This window comes from Phenylobacterium aquaticum, from assembly GCF_022695515.1.
GTDB classification, from domain to species: Bacteria; Pseudomonadota; Alphaproteobacteria; order Caulobacterales; family Caulobacteraceae; genus Phenylobacterium; species Phenylobacterium aquaticum.
In genome coordinates this window covers 1-16,958 of record NZ_JALDPT010000059.1, presented here as the reverse complement: position 1 = coordinate 16,958, position 16,958 = coordinate 1, and the positions used below count along the sequence as shown (strand labels likewise).

Genomic DNA, 16,958 nt, shown 5'->3' with positions numbered 1-16,958 from the left:
GGCCCTGCCGGCCGCCGCGCAATCCGTCGACTACGGCTCCCTGCAGGAGCTGTTCAACGAGCCGGTCACCACCTCGGCCACCGGCTCGCCCCAGCGCTCCACTGAAGCGCCGGCCGACATGCAGATCATCTCGGCCGACGAGATCCGCCGCTCCGGCGAGACGAGCCTGCCGGGCATCCTGCAGCGCGTCGCGGGCGTCGATGTGCTGAACCACTCGGCCGGCCAGTCGGACGTCAACGTCCGCGGCTATGACCAGGTCTCCTCGCCGCGCCTGCTGGTGCTGGTGAACGGCCGTCAGGTCTATCTCGACCACTATGGCGTGACGATCTGGTCGACCATTCCGGTCCAGCTCGACGAAATCCGCCAGATCGAGGTGGTGAAGGGCCCCAACAGCGCCCTGTTCGGCTTCAACGCCGTCTCCGGCGTGGTCAACATCATCACCTACAATCCGAAGTTCGACGCGGTCGACCGGGTCACCCTGCGGGGCGGGACCCACGGCAACGCCAGCGGCTCGCTGGTCACCACGTTCAAGCTCGGCCAGGCCCTGTCGGCTCGCCTCTCCGTGGGCGGCAGCCGCCAGGACGAATGGGCGCTCCACGGCGCCCTGCCGACCAAGGACCAGGTCGAGGATCCGCGCTCGGCCACCGCGAACCTGGACGTCGTCGCCCAGCTCGCGCCCAAGACCGAGCTGCGCATGGAAGGCTCCTGGTCGAACATGCAGGAAGACAGCCGCGCCGCCGGCGCGTCCTATTCCGTGGTCAAGATGATCACCAATTCCGAGAAGGCGACGATCACCTCGGACACCCAGTTCGGCTCCATCCAGGGCCAAGTCTACCAGAACCAGCTGAACGCCAAGTACAACATCGCGGGCGGCATCTTCTGGAAGAACACCATCACGGTGGCCAGCCTCCAGGACCTGTTCAAGGTCGGCACGGCGCACACCTTCCGGGTGGGCGGCGAATATCGCCACAACACCCTGAACATCGCGCCCGCCAACCAAGCCGACATCAGCTATGACGTCGCCGCGCTCTCCGGCATGTGGAACTGGCAGGTCAACGACAAGCTGACCACCACCGCGGCCATGCGCGTCGACAAGATGTCCCTGAACCGGTCGGGCCCGTTCCTGCCCCGGTCGCCCAACGGCAATAACGCCCTTTGGGACCACGACATCACCAAGACCAGCGCCAACGCCACCATCGCCTGGCGGCCGACCGACGCCGACACCTTCCGCCTGTCCTATGGCCGAGGCGTCCAGGCCCCCAGCCTGATCGAACTCGGCGGTCTGGAACTGCCGATCGCCGCGGGTCCGCTGACCCTCGACATCGTCGGCAATCCGAAGCTGCGCCCGTCGATCCTGACCAACTACGAGCTGGCCTATGATCACGACTTCGCTCCGATCAAGGCCAAGCTGGGCGTCCGCCTGTTCGACCAGCAATGGAAGGACATCAAGAGCGGGATCAGCACCTCCACCCTGGACTTCTTCCCGAACGCCACCACCAACGGCGGCTTCACCCAGATCAACGCCGGGAACTCCAAGGCCAAGGGCGTCGAAGTCGTCGCCTCCGGCCGGTTCACCCCGGAACTCGGCTGGCGCGCGGACTACACCTGGACGGACGTGAAGGACCAGCCGTTCCCCGGCGTGAACACCTTCGCCCGCTCGATCGCCTTCCAGCAGACCACGCCCAAGACCCGCGGCAATGTCGGCATCGACTGGGAGCACGGCGCCTGGGAAGCCGACGCCAACCTGCACCTGGTCGGGGACTTCCAGTTCTACGACGTCATCAGCAGCACCCTGAAGCCGGTCAACAGCTTCGCCGCGCTCTCGGCCCGGCTCGGCTACAAGACCGCCAGCAACATCACCCTGGCCGTCGCCGGCCAGAACCTGCTGAGCGAGCGTCAGAACCAGACCAGCGGTCTGGGGGCTGAGCGCCGCATCCTGTTCACCGTCAGCAAGGCCTGGTGATCGACAGATCCCAGGCCTGACCTGAAACCGGCTCCGCACCCCTCCCCCCCGCGGAGCCGGTCTTCGGTCCCTCGATCCCTCGCGAAAGCGAGGTGATCGTCCGGGATCGGAGGGTCCCAAGCGCCCTGCGACACCGGTTTTGACGCCTGCGACAAGATGTCCGTTCCGAGTAACGGCCACGGTTGGGGCCATGACTTCACCGCCGGTCCTACCAAAGTCATGCCAATTGACTGGCGCGCAGGAACCAAGCGTTCGAAGCTGCTAGCTCACCGAGGCGCAGCTATTACCAAAGACCAGTCAGGTCTTTCTGGATTCTCCATACCCCTAAATTTTGCGCTTATTCCGAGTATGGCCGCGCTGTACGCGGTATTGCCACTAATGAGTACTGTTCATTAGGGATAACAATATTCGACCAAATTGTCGCAGGTGGGCCCCTGTTAACCTACATTTACCCTTATTCCCTCCATCACAGGCCGTAGTTGAGCCCAGAAGGGCGAGGGGATGCAGATGCTCGATCGATACAAATCACCACTTTCGGCGCTCGCCGTGGCCTTGGCGCTTGCGGCGCCGGGGATCGGCCACGCCGACGCCGCGAAGGACCTCGGGGTGGCGGGCCGCGCGCTCACCTTCCTGGAGAACGGTCCCACGGGTAAGGCGACGCTGGGCGTCGTCTTCGACTCGTCCAAGCCCGCCTCCGTGGCGGAAAAGAACGCCATCATGGCGGCGATCGGCGGCGGTTACGCGGCCGGCGCCCTGACCCTGGTCGGCAAGCCGATCGACGCCGGCGACGTCGCGGGCGTCAGCGGCGTCCAGGCCCTGTTCGTCACCGGCGGCGTGAACTACGGCGCGGTCGGCGCGGTCGCCAAGGCCAAGAAGATCATCGCCATCGGCTCCGACATGGCCTGCGTCCGATCCGGCGCCTGCGCCATGGGCGTCGAGACCGAGCCCAAGGTGAACATCACCGTCAACCGCGCGACGGCCGCCGCCGTCGGGGCGTCCTTCAAGGCCGCCTTCCGCATGATGATCACTGAAATCTGAGCCCGTAGAAAACGGACAAGGGACCTCCCCCATGAAGAAGAACCTCCTCCTCGCCGGCGCCGCCGCCGGCCTCACGCTCGCCGCCGCCCTGCCGGCCGCCGCGCAATCGATCGACTACGGCTCCCTGCAGGAGCTGTTCAATGAACCGGTGACGACCTCGGCGACCGGCTCGCCGCAGCGCTCCACCGAAGTTCCGGTCGACATGACCATCATCTCCCAGGCGGACATCCACCGCTCGGGCGCCAAGGACCTGCCGACGATCCTCAGCCGCGTGGCGGGCGTCGACATCCTGAACTTCGCCGCCGGCCAGTCGGACGTCGGCATCCGCGGCTACAACCAGGCCCGTTCGCCGCGCCTCCTGGTGCTGGTCAACGGCCGCCAGGTCTATCTCGACCACTTCGGCTACACCGACTGGTCGGCCCTGCCGGTCCAGCTGTCTGAAATCCGCCAGATCGAAGTGGTCCGCGGGCCCAACAGCGCCATCTTCGGCTTCAACGCCGTGTCCGGCGTGGTCAACATCATCACCTTCAATCCGAAGTTCGATAATGTCAGCCGCATCGAGGCCTATGGCGGCACGGGTCAGAGCAACGGCGCGTCGCTCGTCGAAACCTTCCATGTCGGCAGCAAGGTCTCCGTCCGGATCTCCGGCGGCGTCGACCAGCAGAACGAGTGGAAGAACACCTCCACGACCGTGGTCGCGGCCAACATCTTCAACCCCTCGGCCGTTCACGCCAACCTGGACGCCATCGTCCAGCTCGCGCCCAAGGCCGAGCTGCGGGTCGAAGGCTCCTGGTCGAACCTGGAATCCACCCAGGTGATCTCGACCTTCGCCTACGCCGCCCACCGGGTGAAGACCTGGTCGGAAAAGGCCACCCTGACGGCGGACACCGACTACGGCTCGATCCAGGGCCAGGTCTATCAGAACCAGCTGGACGCGCTGACCCCCGGCCGCCGCTATCTGAACACCATCACCGTCACCAGCCTGCAGGATCTGTTCAAGATCGGCGCGAACAACACCGTCCGCGTCGGCCTCGAACACCGCGACAACCAGCTGGACACCGCCTCTTATGTCGGCGGCGTGGTCCGCTACACGGTGTGGGCGCCCTCGGCCATGTGGAACTGGGTGGTCAACGACAAGCTCGCCCTGACCGCGGCGGTTCGCTACGACCAGCTGAAGCTGGAGCGCAGCGGGACCTTCCCGAACGGCTATCCGCTGGCCCAGAAGAACAACGCCCTGTGGGACCGCGACATCAAGGAGACCAGCGTCAATCTGGGCGCGGTCTACAAGGTCACCGGCGCCGACACCTTCCGGGCGACCTACGCCCGCGGCGTGCAGGCCCCGACCCTGCTCGAGCTGGGCGGCCTGGTCATCCCGCCGGCCACCCCGGCGCCGACCGGCGGCCTCATCGCCGGCAACCCGCTGCTGGATCCGGCCATCGTCACCAACTACGAGCTGGCCTATGACCACGACTTCGCCCCGGTGAAGGTCAAGGCCGGCCTGAAGGTCTTCGCTCAGGAGACCAAGGACGTGAAGGGCCAGTTCAGCGCCTCGGCCCTGGACATCCTGCCCACCGCCACGACCTGGGCGACCTTCACCTATAAGAACGTCGGCGACTCCAAGATGTGGGGCCTCGAGGCCTCGGCCTCGGGTCACTACGCCAACGGCGTCCACTGGAGCGCGGACACCACCTATACGGACGTCAAGGACAAGCCGTCGACGACGGAAGCGGTCCTGATCCTGCGCAAGGTGGCCTTCGCCGAGACCACGCCGAAGTATCGCAGCAACCTGGCTCTGGGCTGGGCGAACGATAAGTGGGCGGTCGACGGCTACCTGCACAATGTCAGCAAGTTCGACTCCTACAACGGCAACCTGCTGGAGCCGGTGAAGGGCTACACCTCGCTGGGCGGTCGCATCGCCTATCAGGCGCCCTACGGCATCGAACTGGCCCTGAGCGGCCAGAACCTGCTCGACGCGCGGCAATCCCAAGCCAAGGGCCCCTCCGGCCTGATGGCCGAGCGCCGCGTCCTCTTCACCGTCGGCAAGTCCTGGTGATCTGACTTCGGTCCCGCGGCCTCGCCGCGGGACCGGTACCTTCTGGAGATACGTGATGAAGAGCTTCCGTCTCGCCGACCTATCCTTAGTCGTGAAGATGGCCGTCGCCCCGGCCTTCGCCGTGATCATGCTGGCCCTGGTCGCGGGCGGCGCTGTGGTGAGTCAGCAGCAGCAGTCCAAGGCCATCGACAACATCGTCCAGCAGGACATGACCGTCAGCCTGGAACTGGCGCGGATCTCCAAGCAGATCACCGCGGTGCACGGCGACCTCTATCTCCTGATGACCAATCAGGCGGCGGGCGCCGATCTGGCGGCCATCCCTGAAAAGCTCACCGCCCTCATGGCGCGGGTCGACGTGATCAAGGCCGATCTGGTCAAGGTCCGCGGCAAGATGCCGGCCGCCCAGCAGAAGACCTTTGACGGCCTGATCAAGGACCTGACCGACTATCGCGGCGGGATCGAGGTCGTGGGCTCGATGATGGGCATGGACTTCGCCACGGCCGCGACCTTCGTCGCGCCGTTCGAAAGCCAGTATTCGCGCATGACCGCCACCCTCGACGACGCCACCCACAAGGTGCAGGTCGAGGCGGCCGAGCACGCCAAGGCCAGCGCGGCCTCCGCCGCCCTGCAGGGCAAGATCGCCATGGGCGGCGCCCTCGTCACCCTGCTCGCCGTGGCCGGCATCTCGGTCGCCGCGATCCTGGGCGTGAAGCGCGCCATCGAGGGCATCGCCGGGGCGACCGGCAAGCTGGCCTCGGGCGACATCAGCCAGGACCTGGACAAGATCGCCCGCGGCGACGAACTGGGCGCCATCGTCTCGTCCCTGACCGTCTTCAAGGAGAACCAGGCGCGCCTGGCCGCCCTGCATGACGAGCAGCGCGAGATGGAAGCCCGGGAAGAAGCCACCCGCGCCTCGGTCGAGGCCGAGCGCGCCAAGACCCAGGCGGCCCAGAACGCCGTGGTCGCGGCCCTGGCCGACGGCCTGTCGCGCCTGTCCAACGGCGACCTGACCCACCGCATCGATCACGCCTTCCCGGCCGACTACGAAGCCCTGCGCACGGACTTCAACGCCGCCATGGAACGGCTGCAGAGCGCGATGCAGGTCATCACCGCCAACGCCTCCCAGATCAACGCCGGGGCCGACGACATCGCCGGCGCCTCCGACGACCTGTCGCGGCGTACGGAGCAGCAGGCGGCCAGCCTGGAAGAGACCGCCGCGGCGCTCGACCAGATCACCGCCACGGTCAAGAAGTCGGCCGAAGGCGCCGCCCACGCCCGCGTGGTGGTGGCCAACGCCCGCACCGGCGCCGCCGACGGCGGCGAGATCGTTCGCCAGGCGGTCACCGCCATGGGCCAGATCGAAAGCTCCTCCAGCCAGATCAGCCAGATCATCGGCGTGATCGACGAGATCGCCTTCCAGACCAACCTTCTGGCCCTGAACGCCGGGGTCGAAGCGGCCCGGGCGGGCGAGGCCGGCAAGGGCTTCGCGGTCGTCGCCTCCGAAGTGCGGGCTCTGGCCCAGCGTTCGGCGGAAGCGGCCAAGGAGATCAAGGGCCTGATCACCGCCTCGTCCACCCAGGTGGGCCAGGGGGTCCAGCTGGTCGGCCGCACCGGCCAGGCGCTCGAGGCCATCGTCAGCCAGGTCGCCGAGATCGACGCCCTGGTCACCGAGATCGCCGCTTCGGCTCAGGAACAGGCCACCGGCCTCAACGAGGTCAACGCCGCGGTCAACAAGATGGACCAGGTCACCCAGCAGAACGCCGCGATGGTGGAGGAATCCACCGCCGCCACCCACGCCCTGAAGGGCGAGGCCGGCGAGCTGTCGCGCCTGATCGGCGAGTTCCGCACCGGCGACCATCAACCCATCTCCCGGCCGCCCGCTCCTCCCCGCGGGCCGCCACCTCGGGCTCCCGCCCGGCGCCCTCCGCGCCGCGGCGGATGGCCGAGAAACTGAAGGCCTCCTACGGCGCGCCGCCGTGGCGACCGCGCCTTCAGGCGACGACTGGCAGGAATTCTGACCGCAGACACGACTCCTCCAGACCTCGTCCAAAGCGCGTCCGGCCTCCCCGCCGGGCGCGTTTTTGTTTCGGGAGATTTCCGGATGGCTTGGCCGCCACCACAATTAGGTCCATCTGTTGGATCAGCTTAAGCCGAGTTCGTCTGTTCGAGGGCCGTCCCACATGTCCGCCAAAGTCTTCGCCGCCCTGGGTGTGGGCCTGGCCCTGACCCTCTCGGCCTGCGCCACGCCGACGCCCTACCAGCCCGCGGGGCCCGGCCAGGCCCAGGCCGGCGGCTTCTCCGAGACCAAGATCGAGGCCAACCGTTACCGCGTGAAGTTCTCGGGCAACAGCCTGACCAGCCGCGACACGGTCGAAGGCTATCTGCTCTATCGCGCCGCCGAGCTGACCGTGGCGCAGGGCTATGACGTGTTCTCGGTGGTCGAGCGCAAGACCGACAAGTCGACCCAGACCTATGTCGATCCCGATCCCATGTTCCGGCCCTGGTACGGGCCCGGCTACGGCTATTGGCGGCCGTCCTGGCGCTATTACGGCGCGGGCTTCGGCTGGCGCAGCTGGGATCCCATCTTCGGCGGCCCCTTCTGGGGCGACAGCCTGGACATCCACACCGTCGACCGCTTCGAGGCCACCGCCGAGATCGTGATGTCCAAGGGCCCCAAGGCCGAGGGCGACGCCAGCGCCTTCGACGCCCGCGCGGTCATGGCCAATCTCAGCCCGAAGATCCAGCGCCCGCCGGTCAAGTGATCCGGCGCGCGCGGGACAGGTCCTAGGCCGCCCGCGCGCCGCGCCGGCGCGCCGGCTCGATCCATTCGCCCAGGGCGTCCGCCGGCGCAGGCCGGCCGATCGCATAGCCCTGGATCTCCTCGCAGGCCTCGGCCCGCAGGAAGGCGATCTGCGCCTGGGTCTCGACCCCCTCGGCCGTGACCGGGATCTCCAGATTGCGGCCCAGGCCCAATATGGCGCGGACGATCACCTTGGCGCGGTCGTCGCGCTCGATCTCCTCCACGAAGCTCTTGTCGATCTTGATCTTGTCGAAGGGGAACGACTGCAGGGTCGAGAGCGACGAGAAGCCGGTGCCGAAGTCGTCCATGGCGATCCGCACGCCCAGCGCCTTCAGCCGGCGCAGATTGTCCAGCGCCCGCTGATAGTCCTTGAACAGGGCGCTCTCGGTGATCTCCAGCTCCAGCCGCCGCGGCGACAGGCCGGTCCGCACCAGGGTCTCGCGCACCAGGTCGGTCAGGTCCGGCTGGTGCAGCTGGACCGGCGACAGATTGACCGCGATGCGCAGGGGCTTGGCCCAGCCCGCCGCCGTCGCGCAGGCGGCATTCAGCACCCACTCGCCCAAGGGTACGATCAGGCCGCTCTCCTCGGCGATGGCGATGAAGTCCCCGGGCTGGATCAGCCCGCGCTCGGGATGGTTCCAGCGCACCAGGGCCTCGAAGCCGCGCACCACCCCGTCCGCCGTCGAGGCCTGGGGCTGGTAGTGGACCGTCAGGTCGCCGTCGGCGATCGCCGCGCGCAGGTCGCGGGCCAGCAGCCGGCGCTCCCGCACCCGGTCATCCATCTCGCGCTTGAAGAACCGGAACCCGCCCCGCCCGGCCTCCTTGGCGCGGTAGAGGGCCAGGTCGGCGTTGGCCAGCAGGCCGGTCGCGGTCGCGCCGTCCTCCGGATAGAGGCTGACCCCGATGCTGGCGCCCACCGCATGTGCGTGATCCTCGAAGCGTACGGGAACCGACATGGCGGAGATCAGGTCCTGGGCCAGCCGGGTGGGGTCCTGCGGCTGGCGGCCGCCGATCTGCACCACCACGAACTCGTCCCCGCCCAGTCGCGCGGCGAAGGAGGGGGCGGGGACCAGGCCTTCAAGCCGACGGGCGACCTCGATCAGGATCGCGTCCCCGGCGCCGTGGCCGTGGGTGTCGTTGGCTTCCTTGAACTGGTCGAGATCGAGACAGAAGACCGAGACCGCCTCGCCCGTCGCCTGGGCGCGTTCGAGCGCCAGGGCCAGGCGGGTCTGCAGGGCGGCGCGGTTGAACAGGCCGGTCAGGCCGTCATGCTCGGCCATGTGGCGGATCCGGGCCTCCGCGGCGTGACGCTCGCGCAGGTCGCGCAGGGCCAGCACCCTCAGGCCGCCGTCCTCCTCGGTGGAGCGGCTGTCGAGCGCCCGGCCGAGCACCTCGACGGGAATCGCCTCGCCGCCGCCCGGCGGGCGAAGCCGCCCCTCGCGGCGCGCGTCGGGCCCGGATTCGGAGCCCTCCAGCAGCAGAAGATCGCCCTCCAGGATCTGGCCGATCAGCTCCTCCAGCGGCAGGCCCGCCAGGGCGCAGAAGGCGGCGTTGGCGTCGACCAGAACATTGCGCTGGACCACGGCTATGCCCTCGTGGGCGGCGTCCACCAGCCGGTGGACCCGGGCCATGGCCCGGGCGTTGGCGCTGGTCTCGACGACGGCGACGCCCAGGCCCCCCAGGATGATCAGCACCGCCACGGCGGCCGTGGCGACGGCGAGCCCGCCCGGCGGCAGGCTCTGGGCCGGGGCGGCCAGGGTCGGATCGGGCGTGATGGTGACCGCCGCCATGGCGGTGAAATGCAGGCCGACGATCGCCAGGGTCAGCAACAGGCCGGCGGCGGCCCGCTGCGCCGCGGGGCGGGCGGCGCCGGACAGCCGAAGGGCGGCGCAGGCGAAGCCCACGCCCTGGGCCAGGGCGGCCGCCACAAGCACCGGCGACCAGCTCAGCCGACCCTGGATCTCATAGGCCGACATGCCAAAGAAGTGCATGGCCCCGATGCCGGCGCCGATCACCACGCCCCCGGTGATCCAGGCCCTGGGCGCGCGCCGGGCCGCCAGATGGAAGGCGGCGGTCATGAACAGGCCGGCGATCAGCAAGGAGGCGAGGGTGCCGGACGGGGCGAAGCCCGTCCGGATGTGCGGCTGATAGGCCAGCATGCCGATGAAGTGGGTGGCCCAGACCGAGCCCCCGGCCACCAGGCCGATCAGGGTCAGCCAGACCCGGCGGACCGGCCCACGGGCCTCCTGCAGGCGTGCGAACAGCCGCAGGGTGGTGAGCGACCCGCCCAGGCAGACCAGCCCCGCCACCAGGACCAGCCGAAGATCGTGTTCGACCGGCAGGCAGGTCAGCAGCTTGAGCATAAGCCCCTCGAAACGGTTCGTGACATGCGAACCATTTTGGGGAGGCCAGCGTAAACAAAGGGGCGCCGCTGGACGAGGGTGCGACCACCCGTCTCAGGCGGCGCCGCCGCTCAGGTTCAGGCCGTCTCGTCGACGAAGGTCAGGCCGGCGTTGTCGACCAGCCGCTTGATCAGCCGCCCGCCCATGGCCGCGCCCGGCGTCCAGATCCCGCCGGGAACCTCGGCGGCGTCCTTCACCAGGCAGATCGCGGCCTCGGAGATCATCTTGGAGGTCGAGCCATAGCCCGGATCCTTGTCGCCGGTGACGCCGGCCCGCACCTTGCGGCCGTCGGCGGAGATCCCGACGAACAGGATGTCGAAGAAGCCGGTCTCCCGCTCCTCCTTGCTGGGGCCCTCGCCCGGCTTCGGCGCGTTGGGGCCGCCCAGGCTGGCCGGGGGCGGACCGTTGCGGTCGATCACCGCCATTTCGTCATAGACGAAGTCCGTCCCCCAGGCGTGGCCCAGCAGGGCGTTCGAGCGGTGGACGTTCTTGGTGTTGATGGTCGCCATGACGAAGGGGCCGACCTCGGCGCCGAGATCCTCATCCTGCTCGGCCTTGTCGCCGCGCGGCTGCTCAGGGCCCTGGAACCCGCCGGCCAGGGCGAAGGGATTGGTCAGGTAGGCGATGATCGACGGGTCTTTGCCGGCCGCCGCCATGGTCGCCGTCAGGCTGGCCGCCGTGCCGCCGGAGAAGCCGCCCTTCATCTTGCGCACCCGCCCCTTCACCCGCGGGACCGGACCGCCCAGCCGCGCCTTGGCGACCTCCTCGACGAAATAGACGCCGAGCTCGAAGGGGATGGAATCGAAGCCGCAGGAGAACACGATCCGCGCGCCGGTCTTCTGGGCCGTGGCGTGATGGGCGTCGATCATCTGGCGCATCCAGGCCGGCTCGCCGCAGAGATCCAGATAGTCGGTCCCGGCCGCGGCGCAGGCCGCCACCAGGTCGGAGCCATAGAGCTGATAGGGGCCGACGGTGGTCAGCACCGCCTTGGTCCGGCCCACCATCGCGGCGACGGACGCCGCGTCGGACGCGTCGGCCACGACCAGCGGGGTGTCTTTGGGCGCGCCGATCTCGTCACGCACCTCGGCCAGCTTGGCGGCGCTGCGCCCGGCCATGGCCCACTTGATCTCGCCGCCCACCCCGTAGCGGGCCGCCAGATATTCGGCGACCAGCCGGCCGGTGAAGCCGCTGGCCCCATAGACGATGATGTCGAACTCAGCCTTGGGATTCATGGCGCGCCCTTCCTTTAACTTGCCGCGGCCCGGACCATGCCGGGAACCGGGGGCGGGATCAAACGCCGATCTCCAGGGTCCGCGGGCAATACAACCCCCGGTCGCGACCTTCTGACGCACCCCGGCCGGCCCGCGCCCCCTGCGACATATTGGACCAAGTCTTGGCGGAGGGGCGGGCGAAGGCGCGCGCGCAGGGTTAAGCCGGCGCGCGCGACCCGGGATCCGAGGCGCCCGGCGGGTCTGACCTGGGCCTATCGCTCCCGCCCGGGCGCCTCTCGAAAATCCCAATGAAATCAGCAAAGCCATACCGCCCGACCAAGTAATCTGCGGCGGTATGGCCAATGATTTCCAGGAAGTATGGCCTGTTTCGGGCCGGGTGTGGCCAATACTTTATGTATTTACGCGCGCGCGAGGCCGGATAACGCGGGTCTCTACAAGTTGTAAATGAGACGTCAGGTCCATCATAGGTCGTTTACTCTAATTTAAACGCCTCCCGCTGTGATTGAATTCGAACGAACACTTCCAAAAATAGAGCGTGGTGACGACGGTGAAGCCCCGAGCGAAGTCTAAAGAGCCGGCAGTCTGTTCAGTCGAACTCTCGACGGACCTGAATATCCGTTCAATCCCCGACGCCCATGCTCAGCTGTCCGAGGCCCTGAAATCTGGGGCCCCGATCGTCGTGACTGTCCCGCCCGAGGCGACGGTGGACCTGACGTTCGTGCAACTCATGGAAGCAGCGCGGCGGTCGAACGGCGATCGCGGCGGACAATTCTCACTGTCGCGACCGGCCGAGGGCGGCCTGCTCGAGACCCTCCGCCGCGGCGGTTTCTTGGAGGCGGCCGACAGCCGCCGGTTCTGGCTCATGGATGCGGGAGTTTGATGATGGCGGCCATTCTCACGGTGGATGACTCAGTCAGCATCCGTCAGGCGATCAAGATCGCCCTGACCGGCGAAGGCTATGACGTCAGCGAGGCGGGCGACGGCGCCCAGGGCATCGCCAAGGCGGACGCCGGGCGCTTCGACCTGATCATCACCGATCTCAACATGCCGGTGATGGACGGCCTGACCATGATCCGCCAGCTGCGGACCAAGCCGGCCCATCAGGGCGTGCCCATCCTGTTCCTGACCACCGAGAGCGACGCCGAGATCAAGGCCCAGGCCAAGGCCGCCGGGGCCACCGGCTGGCTGACCAAGCCCTTCGATCCCGAGCAGCTGGTCCGCATCGTCAAGAAGGTGCTCGCGTCGTGAGCGGCGATCCGGTCGAGACCTTCCGCCAGGAGGCCCAGGACCTGCTCGAGCAGATCGAGACGGGTCTGCTGGACCTGGCGCATCGGCCCGGCGACCGGGCCCTGATCGACGCGGTGTTCCGCGGCCTGCACACCCTGAAGGGATCGGGCGCCATGTTCGGCTTCGACGCCCTGGCCGCCTTCACCCACCACTGCGAGAGCGCCTTCGACCGGGTGCGCAAGGGCGAAGTGCCCGCCAGCCCCGAGCTGGTCGCCGCCGTTCTCGCCGCCCAGGATCACATGCGCGCCCTGGCCGAGGGGACCGACGCCTCGGAGGCCGAGGGCGAGGCCCTGCTGGTCCGCCTGCGCCAGGCCGTCGACGCCGCCGCCGGCGTCGTGGTCGAGGCCCCGTCCGCGCCCGGCGCGGCGACCTGGAAGGTGCGCTTCAGCCTACCCACCGATGCGCTGGCCAACGGCACGCGGCCCCTGCCCCTGCTGGACGAGCTGCGCGAGCTGGGCGAGTGCAAGGTCACCGCCCTGACCGACCAGATTCCGCCGCTGGAGGCCCTGAACCCCACCGAATGCTGGCTGGGCTGGGAGGTGATCCTCACCACGACCCACCCCCGCTCCGCGATCGAGGACGTGTTCATCTTCGTCATCGACGAGATGACCCTGGAGATCGAGGCCCTGGAGCCGGCGGCGCCCGTCGCCGAGCCCGACGCCCCGGCCGAGGTCCTGCTGGCCGCTGTCAATAGCGAAGCCGCCGCCGCCCCGATCGCCGAGATCGCCGCCCCCGACACCCAGGGCGGCGAGGCCAAGGCCGCCCGGGTCGGCGACACCGTCCGCGTTCCGGCCGAGCGGCTGGACGAACTGATGGACCGCGTCGGCGAGCTGGTGATCGCCCAGTCCCGCCTGAAACAGGTGGCGGTGACCAGCACCGAGCCCCAGCTGCGAGCCGTCGCCGAGGAGATCGAGCGCCTCGCCTCCGAACTGCGCGACACCATGATGGTGGTCCGCATGGTGCCGGTGGCCCAGCTGTTCGGCCGCTTCCGCCGCTTGATCCACGACCTGGCCCGCGACACCGGCAAGTCCATCGAGCTGTCCACCGAGGGCGAGACCACCGAGCTGGACAAGACCGTGATCGAGCGCCTGGCCGATCCCCTGGTCCACCTGATCCGCAATTCCGCCGACCACGGCCTGGAGACCCCGGACCAACGGCTGGCGGCAGGCAAGCCCGCCACCGGCCAGATCAGGCTGGCCGCGCGCCAGTCGGGCGCCGAGGTGATCATCACCATCACCGACGACGGCCGCGGCGTCGACCGCGCCCGGGTCCGGGCCAAGGCGGAGGAGAACGGCCTGATCGCCCCCGGCGCGGTGCTGAGCGACAGCGAACTCCTGCAGCTGATCTTCCATCCGGGCTTCTCGACCGCGGCGACCATCACCAACCTCTCCGGCCGCGGCGTCGGCATGGACGTGGTCAAGCGCACCATCGAGGGCCTGCGCGGCGCCATCGAAATGACCAGCGAACCCGGCCAGGGCTCGCAGATCTCGCTGCGCATCCCGCTGACGCTCGCCATCATCGACGGCCTGCTGGTCCGGGTGGGCCCGGCCCGCTACGTGATCCCGCTGCCGGCGGTCGAGGAATGCGTCGAGTTGACGGTCGAGCAGGACATGCGCTCCACCGGGCGCAGCCTGCTGACCCTGCGCGACCGCCTGGTGCCCTTCATCCGCCTGCGCGAACTGTTCCGCACCGGCCTGGTGCCTGATCCGCACCAGAAGGTGGTCGTGGTGGCCACCGGCCAGGAGCGCGTCGGCCTGGTGGTCGACCAGATCCTCGGCGACCACCAGACGGTCATCAAGTCGCTGTCGAGCTTCCACGCCGATGTCGAGACCTTCTCCGGCGCCACGATCCTGGGGGACGGCGGCGTCGCCCTGATCCTCGACGTGGCCCACCTGGTCGCCGCCGGCCAACGCCAGGACGCGCAGCTGCGCGCCGCCGGTTGAGAAAGGCCTGATCCATGAGCGAGCCCCACACCACCGACGCCCTTCAGGTCCTGACCTTCGACCTGCACGGGGAGACCTTCGCGCTTGAGGCCGGCTGGGTGCGCGAGGTCCTCGACCCCACCTCCGAGACCACGGTCCCGGGCGCCGCGCCCTTCGTCGACGCCGTGATCAACTTCCGCGGCCGGGTGATCCCGCTGGCCGACCTGCGCCTGGCCTTCGGGCTGGAGCGTTCGCCGCCCACCATCGACAGCCGGATCGTGGTCATCGAGTACGACATCGCCGGCGATCCCACCCTGGTCGGCCTGCGCGCCGACAAGGTGCACGAGGTCACCACCCTGGAGGTCGCCGAGACCGAGGAGGCCCCCCGGGTCGGCCTGCGCTGGCGCGCCGACTTCATCCGCTGCCTGGCCCGGCGCAACGGCGACCTGATTGTCGTGCCCGATCTCGACCAGATCTTCGCGTCCAAGGGCGGGGCCACCGGCGCCGTCGTCCAACTCTCCGCCGCCTGAGCCCAGGGAACTCCGATGCGCTTCACGATCAAACTGAAACTGGGCCTGGCCTTCGGGCTGGTCACCGCCCTGGCGATGGTCATGGCCATTCTGGGCATCTCCCAGATGGCGGCGCTCAACTCCGCGATCACCGACCTGATGAACGGCCCGGTCGCCCAGTCGCGCTATGCGAACGCGGCCGAGAACGACATGAACCTCGTCCTTCGCTACGAGAAGGACATCGTCCTCAATACCAACGCGTCGGAACTGCCGCAGATCGACGGCAGGCTCCTGGCCGCGCGCAAGCAGGCGCTCGAGGACCTTCGGCAGTTCGAAGCCGTCGCCACCCCGGCCATGAAGACGGAGCTGAGGAAGGTCCAGGACGCCTGGCCGGTCTGGATCGCCAACCAGGACAAGATCCGCGAGCTGGGCAAGATCAACACCGCCGCCAGCAACGCGGAGGCGGCCACCCTGTCCTACGGCCCCGGCAATGCGGGCTTCGACGCCATGTTCAAGGCGCTGGACGGGATCTGCGACTCCGCCGACGCGGCCGTGAAGCAGGTCAACGCCGACACCGACAAGCAATACGCCAACGCCCGCGCGCTGCTGATCACCGCCACCGTGATCATCCTGATCCTCTCCGCGCGCCGGCGTCTGGATCTCGCTCGGCGTCGGCCGCGGCCTGAAGAGCATCATGCAGATGGCCCAGGGCGTCGCCATCGGCGATCTCAACCAGCAGGTCGAGAGCAAGTCCAACGACGAGATCAAGGACGTCATCGACACCGTCAACATCATGACCAAGAACCTGCGGGCCACCGCGGTCCTGGCGGACGCCGTCGCCGACGGCGACCTGACGGTTCAGCCCAAGCCGCTGTCGGACAAGGACACGCTCGGCCTGGCGCTGGAGCGCATGGTCGATCGCCTGCGCGGCGTGGTCGCCGACGCCATCTCGGCGTCGGAGAACGTCTCGGCCGGCAGCCAGCAGCTGTCCTCGGCCTCGGAACAGGTGAGCCAGGGGGCCACCGAGCAGGCCTCCTCCGCCGAGGAGCCTCGGCCGCCATGGAGGAAATGGCCTCCAACATCAAACAGAACGCCGACAACGCCAGCCAGACCGAGAAGATCGCCCGTCAGTCCTCCAAGGACGCGGAGCTCTCGGGTGAGGCCGTGGCCCAGGCGGTGGAGGCGATGCGCACCATCGCCGAGAAGATCACCATCGTGCAGGAGATCGCGCGCCAGACCGACCTGCTGGCCCTGAACGCGGCGGTGGAAGCCGCCCGCGCCGGCGAACATGGCAAGGGCTTCGCGGTCGTGGCCTCGGAAGTCCGAAAGCTCGCCGAGCGCAGCCAGACGGCGGCGACGGAAATCGGCGCCGTGTCTAGCGAGACGGTCAAGGCCGCCCAGTCGGCGGGCGAGATGCTCACCGCCCTGGTGCCGAACATTCGCAAGACCGCCGAGCTGGTCTCGGAGATCTCCGCCGCCTGCCGTGAGCAGGACATCGGCGCCTCCCAGATCAATGAGGCGATCCAGCAGCTCGACAAGGTCACCCAGCAGAACGCCTCGGCGTCAGAGCAGATGTCGGCCACCTCCGAGGAGCTGGCCGCCCAGGCCGAGGAACTGCAGGCCTCCATCTCCTACTTCCGGATCGAGGCCGCCGGCGCCCGCCGCGCCGCGCCGGTCACCACCCTGAAGCCCAAGGCCAGGCTCAGGGCCTCGGCCCGGCGGCCGTCGTCCACCGCCTCGGAGATCTTCTCG

General features: G+C 68.6%; 11 protein-coding genes and 1 pseudogene. 10 read left to right on the top strand and 2 right to left on the bottom strand.

What is annotated here, in order from left to right:
- The 5 genes from MQH10_RS24880 to MQH10_RS24855 form a co-directional block, all read left to right on the top strand.
- On the top strand, window positions 1-1,963 hold a 1,963-nt coding region (locus MQH10_RS24880), incomplete at its 5' end, for a TonB-dependent receptor plug domain-containing protein (protein WP_242566661.1).
- 507 nt (window positions 1,964-2,470) lie between these two features.
- Entirely contained in the window at window positions 2,471-3,001 is a 531-nt protein-coding gene (locus MQH10_RS24875) for a hypothetical protein (protein WP_242566660.1), read from the top strand.
- A gap of 31 nt (window positions 3,002-3,032) precedes the next feature.
- A complete protein-coding gene (locus MQH10_RS24870) occupies window positions 3,033-5,054 on the top strand; it encodes a TonB-dependent receptor plug domain-containing protein (RefSeq protein WP_242566659.1) in 2,022 nt (673 codons plus the stop codon).
- Between the two features lie 55 nt (window positions 5,055-5,109).
- Complete coding sequence (locus MQH10_RS26610) at window positions 5,110-7,008, top strand: methyl-accepting chemotaxis protein (protein ID WP_272887143.1); 1,899 nt, start codon at window positions 5,110-5,112, stop codon at window positions 7,006-7,008.
- A 226-nt stretch (window positions 7,009-7,234) separates the two neighbouring features.
- Window positions 7,235-7,816, top strand: coding sequence for a CC0125/CC1285 family lipoprotein (locus tag MQH10_RS24855; protein ID WP_242566658.1), 582 nt, complete (start codon window positions 7,235-7,237; stop codon window positions 7,814-7,816).
- Between the two features lie 22 nt (window positions 7,817-7,838).
- On the opposite strand, the gene MQH10_RS24850 is transcribed toward MQH10_RS24855, so the two are convergent.
- Together MQH10_RS24850 and MQH10_RS24845 are read right to left on the bottom strand one after the other, a co-directional pair.
- On the bottom strand, window positions 7,839-10,217 hold the full coding sequence (locus MQH10_RS24850) for a bifunctional diguanylate cyclase/phosphodiesterase (protein WP_336605230.1): 2,379 nt from the start codon (window positions 10,215-10,217) through the stop codon (window positions 7,839-7,841).
- Window positions 10,218-10,333: 116 nt separating this feature from the next.
- The gene (locus MQH10_RS24845; protein ID WP_242566657.1) at window positions 10,334-11,488 is read right to left on the bottom strand and encodes a saccharopine dehydrogenase family protein; all 1,155 of its coding nucleotides are present in this window, start codon (window positions 11,486-11,488) and stop codon (window positions 10,334-10,336) included.
- A 535-nt stretch (window positions 11,489-12,023) separates the two neighbouring features.
- Between MQH10_RS24845 and MQH10_RS24840 the strand changes: the two genes are divergently transcribed.
- From MQH10_RS24840 to MQH10_RS27195, 5 genes and pseudogenes are all read left to right on the top strand, one after another.
- Complete coding sequence (locus tag MQH10_RS24840; protein WP_242566656.1) at window positions 12,024-12,368, top strand: STAS domain-containing protein; 345 nt, start codon at window positions 12,024-12,026, stop codon at window positions 12,366-12,368.
- Window positions 12,369-12,370: 2 nt separating this feature from the next.
- On the top strand, window positions 12,371-12,736 hold the full coding sequence (locus MQH10_RS24835; RefSeq protein ID WP_336605229.1) for a response regulator: 366 nt from the start codon (window positions 12,371-12,373) through the stop codon (window positions 12,734-12,736).
- Window positions 12,733-14,718, top strand: coding sequence for a chemotaxis protein CheA (locus MQH10_RS24830; RefSeq protein WP_242566654.1), 1,986 nt, complete (start codon window positions 12,733-12,735; stop codon window positions 14,716-14,718). The genes MQH10_RS24835 and MQH10_RS24830 overlap by 4 nt, the downstream gene beginning before the upstream one ends.
- Before the next feature lie 14 nt (window positions 14,719-14,732).
- The gene (locus MQH10_RS24825) at window positions 14,733-15,227 is read left to right on the top strand and encodes a chemotaxis protein CheW (protein ID WP_242566653.1); all 495 of its coding nucleotides are present in this window, start codon (window positions 14,733-14,735) and stop codon (window positions 15,225-15,227) included.
- Window positions 15,228-15,242: 15 nt separating this feature from the next.
- A pseudogene (locus tag MQH10_RS27195) lies at window positions 15,243-16,958 on the top strand (methyl-accepting chemotaxis protein); the annotation flags it as partial.